At 38.3% G+C, this 21,278-nt stretch carries 15 protein-coding genes and 6 pseudogenes; 12 read left to right on the top strand and 9 right to left on the bottom strand.

Features of this window, described 5'->3' with window-relative positions; genetic code table 11:
- The first annotated feature begins 81 nt into the window (after positions 1–81).
- Complete coding sequence (locus H3Z85_04545; protein QPQ52714.1) at positions 82–834, top strand: DUF3575 domain-containing protein; 753 nt, start codon at positions 82–84, stop codon at positions 832–834.
- 110 nt (positions 835–944) lie between these two features.
- Positions 945–2,240: pseudogene (locus H3Z85_04550) on the top strand (MFS transporter).
- 48 nt (positions 2,241–2,288) lie between these two features.
- Here the strand turns inward: H3Z85_04550 and H3Z85_04555 are convergent.
- Positions 2,289–2,504 (bottom strand): hypothetical protein, encoded by a 216-nt coding sequence (locus H3Z85_04555; GenBank protein QPQ52715.1) that lies wholly within the window; start codon positions 2,502–2,504, stop codon positions 2,289–2,291.
- A 228-nt stretch (positions 2,505–2,732) separates the two neighbouring features.
- Between H3Z85_04555 and H3Z85_04560 the strand changes: the two genes are divergently transcribed.
- On the top strand, positions 2,733–3,407 hold the full coding sequence (locus H3Z85_04560) for a DUF4919 domain-containing protein (protein QPQ52716.1): 675 nt from the start codon (positions 2,733–2,735) through the stop codon (positions 3,405–3,407).
- Positions 3,408–3,510: 103 nt separating this feature from the next.
- A pseudogene (locus H3Z85_04565) lies at positions 3,511–4,121 on the top strand (class I SAM-dependent methyltransferase).
- Between the two features lie 265 nt (positions 4,122–4,386).
- On the opposite strand, the pseudogene H3Z85_04570 reads toward H3Z85_04565, so the two are convergent.
- Both H3Z85_04570 and truA read right to left on the bottom strand, forming a co-directional pair.
- Positions 4,387–6,140: pseudogene (locus H3Z85_04570) on the bottom strand (ABC transporter ATP-binding protein).
- Positions 6,141–6,321: 181 nt separating this feature from the next.
- Positions 6,322–7,059, bottom strand: a complete 738-nt coding sequence (truA, locus tag H3Z85_04575; GenBank protein ID QPQ53837.1) for a tRNA pseudouridine(38-40) synthase TruA — start codon at positions 7,057–7,059, stop codon at positions 6,322–6,324.
- Between the two features lie 109 nt (positions 7,060–7,168).
- On the opposite strand from truA, the pseudogene lpxK reads away from it, so the two are divergent.
- The 6 genes and pseudogenes from lpxK (at position 7,169) to H3Z85_04605 (ending at position 13,011) form a co-directional block, all read left to right on the top strand.
- Positions 7,169–8,152, top strand: a pseudogene (gene lpxK, locus H3Z85_04580) (tetraacyldisaccharide 4'-kinase).
- 24 nt (positions 8,153–8,176) lie between these two features.
- Entirely contained in the window at positions 8,177–8,992 is an 816-nt protein-coding gene (locus tag H3Z85_04585) for a purine-nucleoside phosphorylase (GenBank protein QPQ53838.1), read from the top strand.
- Between the two features lie 204 nt (positions 8,993–9,196).
- The gene (locus tag H3Z85_04590; GenBank protein QPQ52717.1) at positions 9,197–9,712 is read left to right on the top strand and encodes a redoxin family protein; all 516 of its coding nucleotides are present in this window, start codon (positions 9,197–9,199) and stop codon (positions 9,710–9,712) included.
- 78 nt (positions 9,713–9,790) lie between these two features.
- A complete protein-coding gene (locus tag H3Z85_04595; GenBank protein ID QPQ52718.1) occupies positions 9,791–10,246 on the top strand; it encodes a GNAT family N-acetyltransferase in 456 nt (151 codons plus the stop codon).
- 149 nt (positions 10,247–10,395) lie between these two features.
- Positions 10,396–11,492: pseudogene (dinB, locus tag H3Z85_04600) on the top strand (DNA polymerase IV).
- A gap of 45 nt (positions 11,493–11,537) precedes the next feature.
- Positions 11,538–13,011, top strand: a pseudogene (locus H3Z85_04605) (alpha-amylase).
- A 346-nt stretch (positions 13,012–13,357) separates the two neighbouring features.
- Here the strand turns inward: H3Z85_04605 and H3Z85_04610 are convergent.
- Both H3Z85_04610 and H3Z85_04615 read right to left on the bottom strand, forming a co-directional pair.
- The gene (locus H3Z85_04610) at positions 13,358–14,692 is read right to left on the bottom strand and encodes a carboxylesterase/lipase family protein (protein ID QPQ52719.1); all 1,335 of its coding nucleotides are present in this window, start codon (positions 14,690–14,692) and stop codon (positions 13,358–13,360) included.
- A 105-nt stretch (positions 14,693–14,797) separates the two neighbouring features.
- Positions 14,798–15,700, bottom strand: coding sequence for a helix-turn-helix domain-containing protein (locus tag H3Z85_04615; protein QPQ52720.1), 903 nt, complete (start codon positions 15,698–15,700; stop codon positions 14,798–14,800).
- A gap of 171 nt (positions 15,701–15,871) precedes the next feature.
- Here H3Z85_04615 and H3Z85_04620 point away from each other — a divergent pair, with 171 nt between their 5' ends.
- Positions 15,872–16,924 carry an NAD(P)-dependent alcohol dehydrogenase gene (locus H3Z85_04620; GenBank protein ID QPQ52721.1) on the top strand — a complete coding sequence of 351 codons (1,053 nt, stop codon included), beginning with the start codon at positions 15,872–15,874 and terminating at the stop codon, positions 16,922–16,924.
- A 102-nt stretch (positions 16,925–17,026) separates the two neighbouring features.
- Here the strand turns inward: H3Z85_04620 and H3Z85_04625 are convergent, their stop codons facing one another.
- Positions 17,027–17,410: a helix-turn-helix transcriptional regulator gene (locus tag H3Z85_04625; protein QPQ52722.1), complete on the bottom strand. Its 384-nt coding sequence runs from the start codon at positions 17,408–17,410 to the stop codon at positions 17,027–17,029.
- 172 nt (positions 17,411–17,582) lie between these two features.
- On the opposite strand from H3Z85_04625, the gene H3Z85_04630 reads away from it, so the two are divergent.
- Positions 17,583–18,461 carry an NAD(P)H-binding protein gene (locus H3Z85_04630; GenBank protein ID QPQ52723.1) on the top strand — a complete coding sequence of 293 codons (879 nt, stop codon included), beginning with the start codon at positions 17,583–17,585 and terminating at the stop codon, positions 18,459–18,461.
- Between the two features lie 155 nt (positions 18,462–18,616).
- Here the strand turns inward: H3Z85_04630 and H3Z85_04635 are convergent, their stop codons facing one another.
- From H3Z85_04635 to H3Z85_04645, 3 genes are all read right to left on the bottom strand, one after another.
- Positions 18,617–19,897, bottom strand: coding sequence for an alkaline phosphatase family protein (locus tag H3Z85_04635; GenBank protein QPQ52724.1), 1,281 nt, complete (start codon positions 19,895–19,897; stop codon positions 18,617–18,619).
- An 88-nt stretch (positions 19,898–19,985) separates the two neighbouring features.
- Entirely contained in the window at positions 19,986–20,849 is an 864-nt protein-coding gene (locus H3Z85_04640; protein QPQ52725.1) for a GNAT family N-acetyltransferase, read from the bottom strand.
- A gap of 31 nt (positions 20,850–20,880) precedes the next feature.
- Positions 20,881–21,276, bottom strand: coding sequence for a cytidine deaminase (locus H3Z85_04645; GenBank protein QPQ52726.1), 396 nt, complete (start codon positions 21,274–21,276; stop codon positions 20,881–20,883).
- Positions 21,277–21,278: the final 2 nt, after the last annotated feature.

Consider the following 21,278-nt stretch of genomic DNA (forward strand, 5'->3'; position numbering starts at 1 on the left):
TTTTTTCGTTAATTATTTTTATTATGTTAAATTCAGCCCGTTTTTTGCTGGTACTTTTTAACACCACAAAACAAATAGAACATGAAAAAAGCAATCATACCTGTCCTCTGCTTCCTTTTTTCAGAAGTAAGTGCACAGGAAATTTCTGGTCCCACAGGGGAAAGGATGAATATCGTCAAGACCAATGTCACCGGCTATGTATTCAGAAATATCAATCTGTCTTATGAGAGAGCTTTCACCCAATGGTTTTCTATTAATATCGGTTTCGGAACAATGCCCGAAGGAAAAGTACCGTTCATTAATGCCTTTCTGAAAGATAAAGATGAGAAGAGATTTGAAAATCTTCGGGTAAAAGCAACCAACTTTACCATTGAACCCAGATTCTACCTGGGACAAGGTTATGGAAAAGGATTTTATATTGCTCCTTATTACCGGTATTCTGATGTTTCATCGAATACTTTCGATTTTTATTACGATTATAATGGCCCTGATGGAAACACCTATCAGATTCCCCTTAAAGGCGGAGGAAGTGCCAAAGGAAACAGCGGCGGAGTAATGGTTGGGGTACAGTTTTTCCTCACCAGAAGCCAGAACCTTGTTCTTGATTTCTGGATCGCAGGAGCCCATTACGGAGGCGGAAAAGGTGATTTCAGTATGACCTCCGATTATGTACTTACCCCGGATATGCAGGCACAGCTTAAAAAAGAAATTGAAAACCTCGACATCCCTTTTGTAAAATATACCGTAGAAACCGATGCCAATGGTGCCAGAATAAAAGTAGACGGACCATGGGCCGGCTTCAGAAGCGGACTTTCCCTGGGGTATAGATTTTAAAAAGATTATCGAAGGCCTTTACAACCGTTCTTTTTTCAGGGCGGTTTTGTTTTTCATCGAAATTTGTATTTTAGCTGTCATCAGACTAAAATTTTGGGGATTATAAAACCATGGACACATCCACTATCACCACCGCTCAGAGAATCAAAGCCATCATTGGCGGTTCTATCGGAAACCTTGTAGAATGGTACGACTGGTACGCATATGCTGCCTTTGCCATTTATTTTTCACATTCGTTTTTCCCGGATTCCGATCTTAATGCGCAGTTGATGAATACCGCAGGAATCTTCGCTGTTGGTTTTCTGATGCGCCCTATCGGTGGCTGGCTGTTTGGGAGTATTGCGGATAAAGTCGGAAGAAAAAAAAGCCATGACGCTTTCTGTTCTTCTCATGTCATTTGGTTCGTTACTTATTGCGCTTACTCCAACTTATAATTCAATAGGTATTTTAGCGCCTCTCCTTCTATTGCTTGCCAGATTACTCCAGGGATTGAGTGTTGGTGGCGAATATGGTGTTTCTGCCACTTATCTTAGTGAAATGGCCACCCGGGACCGGAGAGGATTTTATTCAAGCTTTCAGTACGTCACTTTAATTGGCGGACAACTTATCGCCCTGGGCATCCAGCTTATTTTACAAAAACTATTATTAACAGAGGCTCAGCTAGAAGACTGGGGATGGAGAATTCCTTTTGTAATCGGCGCTATATTATCTGTTATTGCGTTATATCTTCGGGCTAATCTTCATGAAACGGAGGCTTTTGAAAATAAAAAAGAAGTCAGTGAAAAGAAAAAGGGACGGTAAAAGAACTTTTCAAACATCCTAAGGCTTTGCTTACTGTGGTAGGACTTACATTAGGAGGTACCCTGGCATTCTATACCTACACCACTTACATGCAGAAGTTTCTGGTCAATACAGTACAACTGACCAAGGAGGAATCTACTTTAATTTCATTTATTTCCTTATTTATTTTTGCCTGTCTACAACCTATCTTCGGGGCTTTATCTGATAAAATCGGAAGACGACCACTCCTTTTAGGTTTTGGAATCCTGGGAACCCTTTTCACAGTACCGCTTCTCACCGCATTAAGCACGACAACATCTATGTGGGGCGCATTTTTACTGATCATGGCAGCATTAATTATCGTGAGTGGCTATACTTCTATCAACGCAGTGGTAAAGGCAGAGCTTTTCCCTTCTGAAATAAGGGCTCTCGGTGTGGGTCTTCCCTATGCGGTTACTGTTGCCGTATTTGGAGGAACGGCAGAATACATTGCCCTCTGGTTTAAGAAAATCGGGTCCGAAGAATATTTCTACTGGTACATTACAGGATGTATTTTATTTTCCCTGATTGTGTATGCAAGAATGAAAGATACCAAAAAGACCTCGGCACTTGATAAAGATGTATAAAAAACTTATACAATCGGCGCCGCAGATTCTCTGCGGCGCCGATATATTTTAATGGTAGGCTTGTTTAAATTTTTCAATCATACTATCCAGCGTATGGCGTTGGACGTATATACTTTTTACCTCTTCGTACCTCGGTGATTTGTAGAAAACCTCGTGAAAATCCATACTTCCGTTTCCTACTTTCACTACTTTTTGTACTTCGATATTCAACTTTTTCAACTCGTCTTTAAAGACTTTAAATTCATCTTGGATACTACTGCTCATTTATATTTTCTGATTTAATTAAAATTCCAATTTTATTCTGTTTACCCCTGTCAATCTTAGGGGTTACGTTTCAAATTCCGAATAAAGTTACTAAATTTATCAATACAAAATAAGACTTTATCAATATTTTACTACTTTTTTTACCAATAGATAATTCATTTCTTCCTATGAATGTATATTTCGTATTTTCAAGGTGGTAAAAAAAGTGATAACAACTCACCGAAAACTATGAATACTAAAGCATTTTTCACATTATTCTTCGTCGGTCTTCTTACGATTATCCAGGCGCAGAAGCCGGAACTCAAAGCACCCGATTATTCTTCAATTCAAAAGAATATTGAGGATAAAAATTCAGAATTTTATTATCCCATTCTTTTAAAAAGACTCAAAGAGAATGATCCTTCGCTTACCGGCAGTGAATACCGTCACCTTTATTTTGGATATACTTTTCAAAAAGGATACAAGCCTTACAAAACAGGAAAGAAAGCTGAAGAAGTTTCAAAATATTATCGCGGGGAAGGTATTTCTGAAAAAGATCTTTCAAAAGGAATTCAGCTGTTCCGGGATGTTTTGGATGAAAACCCGATGGATCTGCGAGCCATGAATTACCTGGCTTACCTGTATCATTTAAATAAAGATGATGCTACAGCAGAAAAAATTGCAGGAAGCTTCCACGGTTTATTAAATGCCATTCTTACTTCGGGAGATGGCTTACAATGTGAAACAGGTTTCCATGTTATTTCTGTGACTGATGAATATGTGGTTTTGAACAGGTTTCAGATGGAGTCTGCGTCACAAAGCTCAAACTCAAAATGTGACTATCACCAATTTGAGCAAGGAAAATATAAAATTCAGGGATTCTACTTTAACATCAGTAGATTTTATGGAAAAATATTAGATTAATATAATAATGAATAGTCACGAACAATCTGAAGGCATCAGGGAAAACCTGACGGATTAATTAATAAATTTGAAGGGCTCAATAATCAATTAAAAAAGTCTAACGATGAACAATCAGAAAAGCCACTGGGAAAACGTATATGAAACCAAGAATCCGGATCAGGTAAGCTGGACGCAGACTAAACCAAAAACATCAATTGATTTTATTATTTCCTGCGGATTAGGAAAAGAAGCAAAAATTATTGATATCGGTGGCGGTGACAGTAATCTTGTTGATTTTCTTCTTGAAGAAGGATACGAAAACATTACGGTTCTTGATATTTCGTCCAAAGCTTTAGAAAAAGCCAAAGAAAGACTGGGCACAGCCGCTGAAAAAGTGCAATGGATCGCAACTGACATCACTGAGTTCACTCCAACCGAAACGTATGACATCTGGCATGACAGAGCCGCTTTCCATTTTCTGACAACCCCTGAACAGGTCTCAAAATATATTGATATCGCGAAAAAAATGTCACCGGATGTCTGATCATTGGAACTTTTTCTAAAAACGGTCCTACAAAATGCAGCGGTCTGGATATTAAGCAATATGATGAAGAATCACTATCCCATGTATTCGGGAATGATTTTGAAAAAATAAAATGTATTACTGAAGATCATACCACTCCTTTCGGAACCACACAAAATTTTGTTTTCTGCAATTTTAAAAAGCGGTCATAAAATGTATGTTTTTTTAATTTATTTTTCGCTTCCCCCCTTAAATAAAAAAGAAATCTCTTCAGTACATATTTACGATGCTTCCGGAAGGTTGTTAATGAGAAAACGGACATTAAATCAGCGGAGTTCAAATATCCGGTTGATCAGAAAAATATAATCATCACTGTAACGGCAGTACTGAAGACGGAAAAGCAATAATTAAAAAATTAAGATTCTCAGTATCATTCATAAAAAAGAGAGCTTCGCGCTCTCTTTTTCAGTATTTGTTTTATTTTTGTTCTTCCTCCATTTCCACTTCATGACGAAGCTGCGCTTTGTATAAGGTAGCATAATACCCGTTCTTGTCTAAAAGATCTAAATGCTTTCCTTCCTCTACAATTTTACCATGCTCCATGACGATGATTTTATCTGCCTTCTCAATAGTGGAAAGTCTGTGGGCAATAATAATGGATGTTCTGTTTTTGGTAATTTTTTCGGTAGCCCGCTGGATTAATTTTTCACTTTCGTGGTCAATCGATGACGTTGCTTCATCGAGGATTAATATTTTAGGATCTGATAAGTAAGCTCTTAAGAAAGACAACAACTGTCTCTGACCTAATGAAATAGATGAACCTCTTTCACTTACTACGTAATCATATCCGCCGGGAAGCTGCTCAATAAACTGATCGACTTCAATTTCTTTAGCACCTGCCTTTATCTTTTCCAGGGTAATCGTATCATCTCCAAAAGAAAGATTTTCAAAAATACTTCCATGGAAAAGGAAAACATCCTGCAGTACAACTCCGATATGACTTCTCAGGTTGTACAGTTCATAATCTTTTAAAGCGACATCATCAATCAGGATATTTCCGGAATTGATATCATATAATCTTGTAATCAGGCTGATAATCGTAGATTTTCCCGCACCAGTAGCTCCAACAATAGCTACAGTCTCTCCGGGGTTTACTTTAAAATCTATTCCTTTCAATACTTCCTGCTTATCATCGTAAGCAAAATGTACTTTCTGGAATTCTATTTTCCCGTCAAACTGATCTTTTGTACTGTTCCCGTATTCGGCATTGCATTATCTTCATCCATCAGACCCAACACTCTTTCTGCCCCCACAATACCTCTCTGGATATTATTGAAACGGTCTGCAATCTGTCTGAGAGGACGGATCAGCATTGAAATATATTGAATAAACGCAATCACCACTCCGGCACTGATGGTTATATACCCTCCATAGAACAGGATAAATCCGATAAACAAAGAGGAAATAAGTTCCACAACAGGAAAAAACAAAGAGAATATGAAAACCGTTCTCAACAATGCTCCTTTCAACGTAATGTTGATATCATCAAATTTTTTAAACTCTGCATCTTGCCTGTTGAAAACCTGAATAATAGACATTCCGGCTAATCTTTCCTGGACGAAAGAGTTTTGATTGGCCGTCCAGTTCCTCTCATCCCCGAATGCTTTTTTCAGTCTCTTCTGGAAAAACCGGGTTATCACTACCATCAGAGGTAAAATTGCCAGGGTAATATAACTGAGATGAACATTGGTGCTGAACATCATCACCAAAACAAATACAATTCTCAGGATATCCCCAAATACCATCAGGAATCCGTCTGTATATACGGTCGCAATGGTCTCTACATCACCTACAGCACGGGTTACCAGCTGCCCGATCGGCGTTTTATCAAAAAATGAGGTTTTAAAATAGATCAGCTTGGCATATAATCTCTCTCTGATATCACGGATTACATTTTGGGAAATAAAGTTTGAAAAATAAACCAGGAAAAAGTTTAAAATCGTTTCAGCAAATACCAGTCCCACCAAAATGTAGATATGCTTCATCATTAAAGCCTTATCTTTCAGCTTTGTGATATCATTATCTACAACTTGCATCGTCAGATAGGGCCTGTATGTAGAAACTATTGAAAGGATGATGGAAATTACTAATGTAAGGATGAACCAAGAACGAAATTTCATTCCAATAAAGAACAGCCTTTTTATAATTCCCCAGGTATCTTGTTTTTTCATTGTTCGGATCGAAGAAAAGAATTAAAATTCTATGCAAAAATAAGACTTTATAACCGGACTGCCTTTACAAGTTGAGTAATTCGTGATAGAAAATTTCTGATACCTATTATTTACAGAATGAATAGCATAGGGACTTCAACCAGGAAAATAATATCAGAATCCTAACAGCTCTGCCCTACTGTCATTCATCAAACTCATATCCCACATCCACCAGATACAATCCGTGCCCGGGAGCTGAGGTTCCTGCTGCATTACGGTTCTTGTCTTCAATCACCTTTCTCATATCTGCGGGTTTTAGTTTTCCGGTACCGATCTCCACCATGGTTCCTACGATGGCACGCACCATATTTCTGAGAAAACGATTGGCAGAAACGGTAAATTTCAGTTCTGTTCCGTTTTGCTCCCACTCTGCCTTGTACATTTTGCAGATATTGGTTTTGTTGTCTGTTTTTAACTTTGCAAAACTTGTAAAATCTTCATATTCAAATAAAATCTTACAGGCTTCGTTCATTTTATCGATATCCAGAGATCTTTTCCAGTGCTGCCATGCAGATTCCTGCGTAAACGGATTTTTTTCCAGCGAAATATAGTATTCATAGGTTCTGTAGGTGGCATCAAAACGGGCATGGAAATCATCCCTTACCTTAAAAATTCTTTTAATAGAAATATCTGGGGGTAAAAAGCTATTCAGCCTGCGTGGAAGCTCAGAGTTAAGCTCTTGCTCCGTATCAAAATGGGCAAATATTTTCTTGGCATGAACTCCGGTATCCGTTCTTCCGGCACCGGTTGTTTTAATCTCTTCTCTTAAAATGGTGGAAAGTGCTTTTTCCAGTTCTTCCTGCACGGAAACGGCGTCCGGCTGTACCTGGTAGCCGAAATAATTCTTTCCGTTGTAAGAAAATTCAATAAAGTATCTCAAAGTATAATAATAACTCCACAAAAATACTTTAATTTAACGAAATATTTGTTGAAAAGTCTTTGAGAATATTACACCAAATGCTTATGAAAATTCCTATTTTTGCATTCGTATGAAAAGATGGTACCTTTATCCTTTTTCCCTCGGTTATCATTTGGTAACGGGTATCCGGAACACAATGTATGATCTGGGAATTTTTAAGTCGACAAAATTTAAGACACCGATAATCAATGTCGGGAACCTGTCTGTGGGTGGAAGCGGAAAATCGCCGATGGTGATGTATCTTGCCCAGTATTTATCCAAACATTACAGGACCGGAGTCCTTTCACGAGGTTACGGAAGGCTCACCAAAGGCTATGAAGTGACCAACTACGAAAGTAATTATAAAATCGTGGGAGATGAAGCGATGCAGTTATTTGAACGTTTCAAGAACCGTTTCGTCATCGCTGTTTCCGAAGAACGTGTGCCCGGTGCCAAAAAGGTGATCGAAGATATGGATCTGAATGTACTGGTATTGGATGACGCTATGCAGCACAGAGCTATAAAAGCCGGCTTCAATATTTTGATGACCGATTTTAATGATCCTTATTTTAAAGACTATCTTCTTCCTGCCGGAGACCTTAGAGAATCCAGAGCAGGGGCAAAGAGAGCTGATATCATCATGGTCAGTAAATGTCCTGATGAGCTGACAGAAGAAACGAAAAGATATTATATCTCGAGAATCCGTCCTTCATATAACCAAAAAGTATTCTTTTCATCCATCGGGTATGATGAGAATGTGTACGGAAAAGACAAAATGCTTCCCGACAATAACCTGAATTATTACGATATTCTTTTAATCACAGGAATTGCCAACCCCAAACCTCTTTTGGAGCATCTGTCAAAATTCTCAAAAAGAGTGACCCATCTGAAGTTCAGGGACCATCATAATTTCACGGATGATGATATTAAAAAAATCCTTGCGGAGTATAAAAAATTAGGAGAATATAAACTGATATTAACCACAGAGAAAGACTATGTCCGTCTGAAAACTTTTGACTATCTTAGAGAAATCGTTTACTACTGGCCTATCAATGTTTTAATTGATAAAAAGAAGAATTCGATAAAATCATATTGGATTATGTTAAAAAAAATTAGAGAGACAGCGGATTTCATCAAAAATATCATTCACGAAACGCCTGATTTTGCTGTCGTTTTAGGATCAGGACTTGGAAAACTGCAGCATGAAGTAGAAGCTATTCATGTTTTAGAATACAAAGACATTCCCAATTTTCCGCAAACCACCGTTGCCGGACATAGTGGAAAATTAATTTACGGCACCCTGGAAGGTAAAAAAGTTCTGATGATGAGCGGCCGTTTTCACTATTATGAAGGTCATTCTATGGAAACCGTGACATTCCCAATCCGGGTATTTCATCTTCTGGGAATTCAGAATCTCATTCTATCAAATGCCTGTGGCGGGGTAAATCCTGCATACAGCGTTGCTGACATCGTTATTGTAAAAGATCATATCAACATGATGCCTGAGCATCCGCTTCGCGGTAAGAATATCGATGAGCTCGGTCCCCGTTTTGTGGACATGAGCGAACCTTATAACAAAAAAATGATTGCTGTGGCTGAACAAGCCGCTTCTGACCATACTATCAAAATCCACCAGGGAGTTTACGTAGCCCTACAAGGCCCCACATTTGAGACTCCTGCCGAATATGGTATGATAAAGGCCATTGGCGGTGATATGGTAGGAATGAGTACGGTTCCCGAAGTCATTGTAGCCAGACATATGGGAATGGATGCCTTCTGTATTTCCGTGATCACAGATTTAGGCGGGCCGGATATTGCCTTTGCCGTTTCTCACGAAGAAGTTTTAAATGCAGCCAATAAAGCCATGCCGAATGTAATTGCAGTGGTAAAAGGCTTGATCAGAAATTACTCTTAATTACCACATTAATATTTAATTTTTCAGCTTACAAGTCTATTCAATCAGGATGTTTAAGTTTCTGATATTTCAGTTTTCTCCAATTCGTGTAGATTCGAGATATTATTGGCAAAACAAGTATTCATAGAATTTTTCAATCGATCAATTTTCCGTGGCATCAATTGCAATTCATTGTTTAGCTTTGTATAAATGAAATTGTACAAAATGAGAAAGTTCTTATTAATTTTTATGATAGGTATCTTTGGATTAAGTTATTCACAAAAGGTACCCACCGTTCTTAAAAAAGGCTTTTCAAAAGAAGCTTTGAAACAAAAACTGGAAGATGAAGATGGAAAAGCAATTACTATCCAACAGATCCTGGATCAGCATAAAGGCAAAGTAATGGTGATCGACTTTTGGGCAGGATGGTGCAGAGACTGTCTTCAGGCCCTCCCAAAAGCTGAGGAATTAGAAAAAAACAATCCAAATGTAGATTTTGTATTCCTTTCATTGGAGAGATCAAAAGAAGGTTTTGATAAAAGCCTGACAAGATTCAATATGAAGGATAAGGATAACTATTGGTTTGCGTCAGGATGGAAAAATGATTTCAACAATTATGTGGATCTTAACTGGATACCAAGATATATGGTAATTGACCAGAAATCAGCCATAGCAAAATATTATGCCATTTCTCCTGAAGATCCGGAAATTCAACAGACCATCGACCGTCTATTAAAATAATTGAGATGTAGCTTTTAGCCCATAATAGGACATGTGCTAAAACGATATCTTTCACACCATATTCAACCATTCAACACCATGATCATAAGAGAAGCCACAGAGCAGGATTTGGAAATTTTATTAGAATTTGAGCAGGGAATAGTTTCAGCAGAACGACCTTTTAACATTACCCTTATTGATGGAGAAATCCATTACTATGATTTGAACCATTTTATAAAGTCTCCTGATGCGACACTGATTGTAGCAGAAGAGAACAATGAAATTATTGGCTCGGGGTATGCCCTGATTAAAAAAGCCGAAAAATATTATTATACTTTTGAGCAATATGCTTATCTGGGGTTTATGTATGTAAAGCCTGAATACAGAGGAAAAGGCATTAATAAAGTCATCACCGACGAACTGATCAGTTGGGCAAAGTCCAGAGATATTCCGGAAGTACGGCTGGATGTGTATGCTGAAAATGAATCTGCTGTAAAAGCCTATGAAAAGGCAGGTTTTGAACCTCATCTTCTCACGATGAGACTGAAGCAGTAAAAAGCTGAAAGCACGGAGACGAAAGATCGAAGTAATTGCTGCGAAGGTATAATCCGTTATTTTTTAACTAATTTTCAGGAAACAGTTATTAATTTTTATAACATACTATAAAAATTTACCGTCAATACAGGAATCCATATCTTTGTGATATGGATTTTTCTTTGCCGCTTCGTAAAATTATACATGTAGATATGGACGCATTCTATGCCTCCGTGGAGCAGCATGATAATCCCAGCCTTAAGGGGCAGCCCATTGCTGTAGGTGGTGAGCATCGTGGCGTGGTTGCAGCAGCCAGTTATGAAGCCAGAAAATACGGTGTGCGATCTGCCATGCCCAGTAAGACTGCCAAAGAAAAATGTCCGCATCTTATTTTCGTTCCTCCCCGTTTTGCCCGGTATAAGGAAATATCAAAAAAGATCAGAGAGATTTTCTATGAATATACTGATCTTGTAGAACCTTTATCACTGGACGAGGCGTATCTGGATGTTACGGAGAATAAAAAAGGAATGGAGTCTGCCAATGCCATTGCCAGAGAAATTCGTCAGAAAATATTTGAAGAAACCGGCTTAACAGCTTCTGCAGGGATTTCTGTGAATAAATTCCTTGCCAAGGTCGCTTCAGACATCAATAAACCTAATGGGCAGAAAACCATTCATCCGGATAAAGTAGAAGGTTTTCTTGAAGAATTGCCTGTTGAAAAATTTTATGGTGTAGGAAAGGTTACTGCTAACAAAATGTTCAGTTTAGGGATTTATAAAGGAAAAGATTTAAAGAAAAGATCCCTGGAAGATCTGGTAAGGATTTTTGGTAAATCCGGAAAGCATTATTATAACGTCGTGCGTGGGATTCATACTTCTGAAGTGAAGCCTCATCGGATCCAGAAAAGCGTTGCAGTGGAGAGAACTTTTTTGAAGATCTTTTTGATGAACAACAAATTAATGAAAAATTGGAAAGCCTGGGAAATGAACTTCATCAAAGGCTGCAGAAAAATAATATCCTGGGAAGAACATTAACCTTAAAAATTAAGTATAAAGATTTCTCTCTTTTCACAAGAAGTATTACGAGAGACGAATATTTTACTTCGCCTGAGCAATACTTAAATACAGGGAAAAAGCTTTGGGAACTTCGCCCCTACGATAAAGCGGTCCGCCTTCTGGGACTGTCTCTCTCCCACCTTAACACGGAAGAAAAAAAACGGGTATCTGTTCAACTAAAAATCCCGTTTGAAGAATTCGAGAGTGAATAGGTTATATTTTTTCACTACCTTGTATCCACCAAATCTTCAAAATATATGAACCCGACAATGATTCAATTCTTCCACTGGTATTCCGAAGGGGATGGAAAGCTATGGAAGGAAGCCGAAAAACAAGCCCAATATTTAGCAAAACTGGGAATTACTTCCGTATGGTTTCCTCCCGCCTATAAAGGGACAAATGGTGGCTTTTCCACAGGATATGATGCCTATGATCTGTATGACCTCGGAGAATTTGACCAGAAAGGAACCATCGCCACAAAATATGGTACCAAAAATGATTACATAAAAGCGATCAAGGCACTAAAAAAACAAAATATCAAAGTCATTGTAGATATTGTATTGGGGCATAAAGCCGGTGGTGATGAGCTTGAAAAGTTCAAGGTGGTAAAAGTGGATGAAGAGAACCGGGAAAAAATTATTTCCGATGTTATCGAAATTGAATCTTACACCAAATTTACTTTTCCGGGGGAGAGGAAAAAAATACTCAGATTTCGAATGGAATTTTACCTGCTTCAGCGGAGTAGATTATGCTGAAGGGATGGAATCTCACATTTATAAGATCCTGTCTGAATACGGAGACGACTGGGAAGAAATGATCCATGATGAGAAAGGCAATTACGATTACCTGATGTATAACGACATTGAGCACCGAAATCCTTTTGTAAGGGAAGAACTCAACAAATGGGCGAAATGGTATTTTGATCAGACCGACTTTGACGGAGTAAGGCTTGACGCCCTGAAGCATATATCTTTTGACTTTTATAAAGAATGGCTTACCCTTCTTCGTTCCAATTCAGAAAAAAATATATTTGCCGTCGGTGAATATTGGGCTCCGGGTTACCTTCATCTTCTGCAAAAATACATTGAAGTCACGGAAGGATGTATGAGTCTATTCGACAGCTCCTTACAAAACAATTTCCATAATGCATCTAAGGAAGGAAGCAGCTATGATCTGCGAAGAATTTTTGATGAAACGCTTACCCAGGCAGATCCTCTTCATTCGGTAAGTATTGTTGCCAACCATGATACACAGCCTCTTCAGGATTTGGAAGCTCCTGTTGACTCATGGTTTAAACCTCTGGCTTATGCTTTAATTTTATTAAGAAAAGACGGCTATCCATGTGTTTTTTATCCGGATCTGTACGGTGCTCATTATATAGATAAAGATTCAGGAGGCCACGATCAGGAGATTTTTATGCCTAAAGTAGATGGCATTGAAGAGCTGCTTACTGCACGAAAAGACTATGCATATGGGGAGCAGCGTGACTACTTTGAGGATGTCAATTGTCTTGGATGGGTGCGTGAAGGCGACGAAGAACACGCCGGATGTGCTGTGGTTTTAAGCAATAAAGATGCCTATAACAAACCTATGGAAATGGGAAAATCATATGCCGGGAAACAATTCAGAGACCTTTTGAAAAGATATAAAGAAACAGTTACCATTGATGAAAACGGATGGGGAGATTTTCCTGTACCAGCCGGAAATGTAAGTGTCTGGATTCCTGAATAGAATAATGCAAACACGATTTAAAATAACAAAAGCGTACAAAATGATGTACGCTTTATTGTTTTTATTATTTCCATTAACATCTGATACCCCGGCAGCTCCACGGATCCGGAGCCCATTCACAGCAAAAATTGCTTTCGTCAGAAAAGCAACATATATTATCCCTGATAATGATCCCTCCTGTTAAGTGTTTAAGTTCCTGTCGTTCGATTTTCTTCGCGTTTTTGAGATTTGTTTTTTTCATAATTATTATATTTTGAATTTAAATACTATTAAATATACAAAAAAAAGCACTTATAACTACATGAAATATAACAATGACAGGATTTCGTCTATTAATAAGATGAGATTAAAGTTTCTGAAGCTGGAGAATGTCAGGTCTTTCAGACTTATCAGAAATAGTACCCGTTCTTGCAAATTCTGCCCACAGCGCTCTTAATTTCCGGCCGTTCTCATGAATATTTTTCCATGGAATATCCTTGAGCATTTCTGAATCTTTCCAGGCATGCTCATTACCAAAAATCAAAGGAAGATCGATACAATGAGGGGCCCCGATATGGTTTTCTTTTAAACGTGAATGAATTCTGAACAAGTATACATTACCTCCGCCCTGTTTATGGTTTTCTGCAAATTTTCTGGCCGGTGTTCCGTAAATAAATTCTGTAGTGGTTTCCACTGTTTTATCCATAATCTTTAATCCCCAGCCTTTCCCGAAATATTTATTCAAAGCTTCGGAGGTTTTAAGGTAAAAAGCCGTTTCATTATTATTGAGCCCAATCAAAACATCATATTTTTTAGCATCAGACCTCCATTTATCCAGAGCTTCTTCTTCTGAACATAGCGGATAATATCCATATTGAGGGCCAAAAGGCATCGCTGCTTTCAAACCATACTTCATGACGGAAGGCACGTATTTTTTATAATCTTCCATCATTGTATAGACATTTGTTTCACCTTTCAGGATTTCTGTTTTCTGCAGAAATTCAGCCGCCATCTTTTTCCTGTTATGGCGCAGACCCAGTGGTGCGCTTTGGATGATTACCCGCTGAAACAAATGATCTACATCATCAGAAATCATGAGGTGAGCAATAGCATCTCCGCCGGAAGACTGTCCTAAAAGAGTAATATTATCCGGATCACCACCAAAATCACTGATATATTTTTTTATCCATTTCAGAGCTTCAATGATATCCAACAGTCCAAGATTCGGAGGTCTTTGATCGCTACCTCCTAAAAAGCCAAAAAGCCCCAGTCGGTATGAAACTGTGACGACAATGATCTCTTGCTCCCTTACCCATTCTGTAGGATCAGCGGTAGGCAGATCTCCACAGCCTATTTCATGAGAACCTCCGTGAATCCAGACAACAACAGGAAATTTACTGTTTTCAATGTTATTCTCAGGGCGATATACCGAAAGATACTGAGTAGCTTCGTCTGGTTCAAAACTTTCAACCGGTGTGGGGGCAATCATTTTTTCAACAAGAGGGCTTAATGCCTGCGGGCACACAGGAATTTTATCAGGAAAAACAAATTCTGAAAAGGAATCTGCCGGAACCGGTCTCTGAAATCTTTCAGAATGGGCATAGCGAATGCTTTTAGCCTTAATAATTCCGTTTTCTTTTATGGCCGGAATGTTCCCGAAACGTGTTTTAAAGACATAGCTTCCTCGGTGATTGGGTGTCATTTTTAAAAATGTTAAAAATTCTTACCCTTAAAATTACCTTTGTTTTTTGACAACAGAAAATAATTTAAACATAAATATCCGTTCATCACCATTGTCCTATGCATTTTAGTTCAGGGTTTTGTATTCACTCGGAGAGAGACCTACTTTGGTTTTAAATAACCTTGTAAAGTGTTGTGGATATTTGAAGCCTAACTCATAAGAAATTTCACTGATGGATTTTCCGTGCGCTACAATTTGTTCCTTAGCCACGTCGATCAGTTTATTGTGAATAAATTCCTGCGGGGAAATTCCCAATTCTTTTTTAATCAGGTCTCCAAAATAATTCGCAGAAAGGTTCAGTTTTTCGGCGAAGTAATTCACCATGGGAAAGCCGATATTTTTAGGGTTTTCAGATTTCAGATACTCATCGACCAGATTTTCAAATTTTCCGATAAGTCCCTGGTTAATATGATCTCTGGTGATAAACTGGCGGTCATAGAAACGCATACAGTAGTTTAAAAACAGTTCTATATTATTAACAATTAATGACTTGCTGTGTTTATCAATGGATTGTTCGAGTTCATGCTTTATATTTTTAAAACATTCCAGGATAATTTCTCTTTCTTTTTCTGAAAGATGCAGGGCTTCATGAACATCATAGGAAAAGAAATTATATTCCTTTATATTTTTACCAAGATTGGTTCCTTTCAGCAAATCCGGATGAAAGATCAAAGCAAAACCGGCCGGCTGAATATATTTCCCCCGGTTATAAATTCCATAGGTTTGTCCGGGAGCAATAAATACCAATGTTCCTTCCTGGTAATCGTAGCTATGTTTTCCGTACAACATATCTCCACACATTACATCTTTCAGGAAAACAGTGTAAAAACCGAATGTTCTTCTGTGCTGACAAATGGGATCTGATTTGGAAAAATCAATGATACTGACCATTGGATGCAATGTTTCATGATTGGCCATTTTATTATATTCCGAGACGCTGTTATAGATTTCAACCTCCTGATTTTCCATGAAGTATATTTTTATTATTCAAAATTACCAATTTCCTGATGAACTCACAGGATGTCTGTAAAATTGGTAAGTAATTCGGTAATCTGTATAAGCAAGGTTTATCCGAAAGTATCGAATTTTGTACCGTTATAGAAACTTTTTCAACGTATTAACTTAAAATCAAATACAACAATGACCACATTTACAGTAAAAGCTTATGGTGCAGAAAACACCACTGCAGACCTGAAAGAAATGAATATTGAAAGAAGAGAGGTAACATCCAAAGATGTAGAAATTGATATTCTATACTGTGGGGTATGTCACTCTGACCTTCATACGGCAAGAAACGACTGGGGCGGAACAATCTATCCTGCAGTTCCGGGACATGAAATTATCGGAAGAATCACAAAAATAGGCAGCGAGGTTTCTAAATTTAAAGTTGGGGACCTTGCAGGTGTAGGATGTATTGTAGACTCCTGCGGACACTGCGAAAGCTGTCAGCACGATCTTGAGCAATATTGTCTGAACGGATTTACGGGAACTTATAACGGACATGATAAGCATTCGGGAGGGCATACTTTCGGTGGATACTCTCAAAAAGTAGTGGTAGATTCCCATCATGTTTTAAAGGTTCCTGAAAACCTTGACCCTGCAGCTGTGGCTCCTGTTCTTTGTGCCGGAATCACTACGTGGTCTCCTTTAAGACATTGGAACGTAGGCCCCAACTCCAAAGTTGCCGTTGTAGGGCTAGGAGGATTAGGGCATATGGCTATTAAGCTGGCTAAAGGACTTGGAGCTGAAGTAACTTTATTTTCAAGAACTCCGGGAAAAACCGAGGATGCTAAACAATTAGGAGCTGATCATGTAATCATTTCTACAGATGAAGATCAAATGAAATCAGTGAAAGGGAAATTTGATGTGATCATCGACACCGTTCCTTACGTTCATGATGTAAATCCGTACGTAGCTACTCTTACTATCAACGGAACTCATGTGCTTGTGGGATATCTTGGAGGTCTGGAACCTATTCTTAATACCGTTCCTATGATTATGGGCAGAAAATCAGTTGCAGGATCTGTTATCGGCGGTATTGCTGAAACTCAGGAGCTCTTGGATTTCTGCGGTGAGCATAATATCGTTTCGGAGATTGAAATGATCAAAATGCAGGAAATTAATGAGGCTTATGAAAGAATGCTGAAAAGCGATGTAAAATACCGTTTTGTGATTGATATGAAGTCACTATAATTCTTCTCTTTTTAATAAGGTAAGCAGGTTCTTTGAGGACCTGCTTTTTTTTGCTTTGGAAGGTTTGAGCCTATTACTATCGATGTTGTATCGAACAGCAAGCTATACAGTATAGGTATTTTTGCACTGTATATCATTCCTTTCCATATCCTGAAATGCCCATTCGGCCATGGCTTCAATCACCGTTCCAAGTTCCTGTCCTGCTTCACTCAGCCTATAGGTTACATGTGGAGGGACTACAGGTTTCGCCGTTCTGATGATCAGGCCGTCTGCTTCCAGCTGTTTTAAGTGCTGAATCAGCATTTTCTCTGTGACTGCAGGAATTGCTCTTTTCAATTCGCTGTATCTTTTTTCACCGGTGGCTAGGTTGAACAGAATAATAGGTTTCCAGAAACCACCAATTCTCTCCATCACATACATTACAGGACAGTCCTGTACTCCCTTCCTGTTCTCCTGAATGGTTGAGCTTTCTTTAATTGCTGTCATAATTCTACATACTTTAGGGTAAGTACTTGCATAAAAGTAAGTGCAAATATAACTTTGTCTTCGGAAAGAAAAAAATATTTATTATGAAATCGCAGTCACTTGATCAATGTGTACAAAATAATCAATGCATAGCGACTTCATATGACAGTAAAAATCAATAAAAAATTGACATATGAAAATTGTAATCACAGGATCGTTAGGAAATGTTGCTAAACCACTAACTGAACAATTAGCAGCAAACGGACACCAAATTACTGTAATCAGCAGTAATGAAGCCAAAAAACAGGATATTGAATCATTGGGGGCAACTGCAGCTATCGGATCTATTACGGATGCAGACTTTTTAACCAAAACTTTTGAAGGAGCGGATGCCGTTTTTGTAATGACCCCTCCGGCAATCAGTGCAACGAATATTGTTCAGAATACCATTAATGCAGGGAAGAATTATGCTGAGGCATTAAAAAAGACAGGAGTAAAAAGAGCTGTCATGCTTAGCAGTGTCGGAGCAGGCTCTCCCGTAGAAAACGGACCTATTAAAGGACTTCACGCTATTGAAAATCTTTATAAGGATGTTGAGAACACTTCATTTACATTCCTGAGGGCAGGTTATTTTTATAATAATTTCTTCAATGATATTCCTTTAATTCAGAATGCAGGAATCATTGGGGGCAACTACCCTGAAGGTTCCAGCATTCCGTTAGTACACCCTCATGATATTGCCAAAGCAGCAGCAGAGGAGCTGGTTGCAAATGAAAGTGGAAAGAATATAAAATACATTGTAAGCGATATTCGTAATGCTGCAGATTTTGCTAAAGTATTGGGTGCTGCTGTTAACAAACCCGAGCTGCCATGGGTTGAATTCTCTGATGAGGAGGCCCTGAACGGTATGCTACAGGCGGGACTTCCACAGGATATGGCGGAACTGTATGTAGAAATGGGAAGAGGAATGAGAACCGGGGTGGTACAAAAGGATTTTATTGACCACGGCTCACCTGTTGCGGGAAGTGTAACACTTGAAGAGTTTGCGAAAGAGTTTTCTTCGAAGTTTTAAGGCATAAGTAAGGAAGCTGGAGGCAGATGATCGTTTAACAGTGGTATTTTTTCAACAAATCTCAAGATTCTTTATCTTTTAAACGGATTTCGGCGCACCAAAGGTGCGCCGAAATCCGTTTTGAATATCAATTTTAGCTTTAGCTTCAACTGTGATTATTTTTCCTTAAGAATTCCCTGTAAAACCTTTTGCTTTCCGTCGATAGGCTGATCAATTTTTAATCCCAAAACCTCAGCTACCATAGGATAAACATTAATATTGTTAAACTCGTCAATCGCTATATGATTCTTGAATTCAGGTCCCCAAGCATAGAATGTAGCTTTCATTTCAGGAACGACTCTCGGATTATATCCATGTTTCCCTACAGAAGACTTTTTTCCTTTTTCTAAAAATATCTTGGGAGCTTTAGGAAGTAAAAGAATCTGTCCTATTCTGTTGTATTGGTCATCTCTGGTTGCAAAATGAAGATATTTCGGAAGTCTCTTATCCAGATACACTTCATAATCATCTGTTTTATGAGCTTTTAGTTCTTTATAAACAGATTTTACCTCATCAGGATTTTTGACAAATACTCTCAATAAAGTCTGAGAATTATAAAAATCGAATCTGTTTTTATCTAAAAGAAGAGCAGGAATTTCTAAAGGCGCGCCGCCATCTACTTTTATCATTCCATGATCGGAAACAAAAACAAAATTGACATTTTTCAATCCCAGGTCACTTACTTTCTGAACCAAATCTCCGATAGCGTTATCAATCAGATGAACGGCAGTTTCCGTTTCCTTGCTATCAGGGCCAAAATGATGTCCGCTCCCATCTACTTCAGGGAAATACAATGAAATAAAGTGCGGCCTTTTGTCTTCGGGAAGTTTCAGCCAGTTAACTACTTTTTCTACTTTTTCAGATGGGGTAAATTTTTCATGGTACGGATAGTAATAAGACGGCCTTATTCCTCCCGCATCACTGGCAGAACCTACCCACATTAAAGAAGCGGAGACCATCCCCTGTTTTTCTGCCAATCCCCATAGCGGAATTCCACCATACCAGCTTCCGTCTTCAGCATTCTTTTTATTACTCATGGCATAGGCTTCGTTTTTCTTGTAGTCATAGAAAAAATTATCTATCAAACCATGATGAGAAGGATAAAGCCCTGTAATCAGGCTCCAGTGATTAGGAAATGTGATACTCGGGTAGCTCGGAATCATCGCTTTTGCCTGCACTCCGTTGCCGGATAGTTTCAACAGATGCTCAGCATTGTACTTTTTAGCATAATCATATCGAAAACCGTCGGTGGAGATCATGATCACGTAGGGCTTCGACTGAGCTTCTAAACTGTTATGCCTTCCCGGAACAACTACCTGGGCCGTATCAATAACAGGTTGCTGGGCAAAAACCGTAAAGGAAAGCAACAGCAGTAAAAAATGTAATCCTCGCTTCATTGTTTAAAAATTTCGGCAAAGTTACATTCTCTATTGCTGCCTGAAAAGTTTATAAGGTTAAAAGAATATTAAAAACCTGTTATTTCTTTTAATCAAATAATAATTTTCTAAATATTTTTTTCATTTCAAATTGTGACAGCCAATTGGTAAGCCCCATTTTTTGGCTAAGAAATACACTTGTATTTTCTGAGGAATCATCTACGTTATTCAATGCTATAGTCTGTCCGTTATTTCTCTCTCTGATCGCATTAAAAAGCGCAGTACCGATTCCCTGATTTCTATAGTTTTTATCTACTGCAAACTGATATACTTTTTTTGATGCTGGACCATAAATGATATAGCCAACTAAGGTATCCCCGTGGTAAGCACCTAAAGTTACGTAGTTTTCAGGCATTGGTTCTAAGACGAAAACAGATCCTTGCCATGAAGGTTCAATATCCCAGAAAGACTGCATCAACTTCCAGGGAAATTCTTTCATATCCTGAACAGAGACCTCAGCCGTATCATTTCTTTGTTGGATATTTCCATTAAAACAAAGCAACCTGCGAACAATGTTAAATCCAAGATTTTCATATGCTCTTATTGCATTTTTATTTCCTTCAATAACCTCCAGCAGTAGTGTATCGGCATTTCTTTCTTTTAAGACCGGTATAATAAAATCGTACATTTTTCTCACCAGTCCCTTCCCTCTGCTTTCTGGTATTACTCCCGTTCCGCCGTTATAAATAATCTTTTTACCATTTTCCAATTTTTCAGACTGAAGAATAAAGCTTACCAGTTTTCCGTTTTCAAATGCTCCGACTGACAGGCTCATATCTAATTTTTCGGCTGCAATTTTCGAGATCAGCACCTCTTTTGTTAAGTGAAAAGGAACAACATAATCAGAGAAAGAATAATTGAAAACTTCTAAAAGTTCGTCTATAGCAGTATGGCTTAAAGTATTGAATTCCATAGATATTTATTTACATAATAAGATTAAAAAATTACCATTCTCTGTCAAGATCTTCTTTCCAGTCAAAAGGCATGAGTTCTTTTAAAGTGACAAATACGCCGTTTTTCACTTCTATAATTGCATTGAGATTTTCCTTAGATAACTGGCTCATCAATTCGCGACAACGTCCGCATGGCGGTACGGCATTTCCATCACTTCCTACTGCCACGGCCGCCTTAATATACCTTTCGCCATTTTTCAACATTTCCGCAACAGCACTATGCTCGGCACAAAACCCCATAGAACAGGCTGTATCAATACTGATTCCTGTATATATATTTCCGGCTACCGTTTCAATTGCAGCAGCTACTCCTCCATATTCTATAAAATCATTGAGTACACGGGATTTCGCAAATTGGGCAGCGATTTCTTTTAAATCATTTCTCATGG

This window comes from Chryseobacterium indologenes, from assembly GCA_016025055.1.
Classification (GTDB): Bacteria; Bacteroidota; Bacteroidia; order Flavobacteriales; family Weeksellaceae; genus Chryseobacterium; species Chryseobacterium indologenes.

Coding starts and splice junctions, on each gene's coding strand:
- H3Z85_04545 (QPQ52714.1), top strand. CDS start 82: ATGAAAAAAGCAATCATACCTGTCCTCTGCTTCCTTTTTTCAGAAGTA.
- H3Z85_04555 (QPQ52715.1), bottom strand. CDS start 2,504: ATGAGCAGTAGTATCCAAGATGAATTTAAAGTCTTTAAAGACGAGTTG.
- H3Z85_04560 (QPQ52716.1), top strand. CDS start 2,733: ATGAATACTAAAGCATTTTTCACATTATTCTTCGTCGGTCTTCTTACG.
- H3Z85_04585 (QPQ53838.1), top strand. CDS start 8,177: ATGTTAAAAAAAATTAGAGAGACAGCGGATTTCATCAAAAATATCATT.
- H3Z85_04590 (QPQ52717.1), top strand. CDS start 9,197: ATGAGAAAGTTCTTATTAATTTTTATGATAGGTATCTTTGGATTAAGT.
- H3Z85_04595 (QPQ52718.1), top strand. CDS start 9,791: ATGATCATAAGAGAAGCCACAGAGCAGGATTTGGAAATTTTATTAGAA.
- H3Z85_04610 (QPQ52719.1), bottom strand. CDS start 14,692: ATGACACCCAATCACCGAGGAAGCTATGTCTTTAAAACACGTTTCGGG.
- H3Z85_04615 (QPQ52720.1), bottom strand. CDS start 15,700: ATGGAAAATCAGGAGGTTGAAATCTATAACAGCGTCTCGGAATATAAT.
- H3Z85_04620 (QPQ52721.1), top strand. CDS start 15,872: ATGACCACATTTACAGTAAAAGCTTATGGTGCAGAAAACACCACTGCA.
- H3Z85_04625 (QPQ52722.1), bottom strand. CDS start 17,410: ATGACAGCAATTAAAGAAAGCTCAACCATTCAGGAGAACAGGAAGGGA.
- H3Z85_04630 (QPQ52723.1), top strand. CDS start 17,583: ATGAAAATTGTAATCACAGGATCGTTAGGAAATGTTGCTAAACCACTA.
- H3Z85_04635 (QPQ52724.1), bottom strand. CDS start 19,897: ATGAAGCGAGGATTACATTTTTTACTGCTGTTGCTTTCCTTTACGGTT.
- H3Z85_04640 (QPQ52725.1), bottom strand. CDS start 20,849: ATGGAATTCAATACTTTAAGCCATACTGCTATAGACGAACTTTTAGAA.
- H3Z85_04645 (QPQ52726.1), bottom strand. CDS start 21,276: ATGAGAAATGATTTAAAAGAAATCGCTGCCCAATTTGCGAAATCCCGT.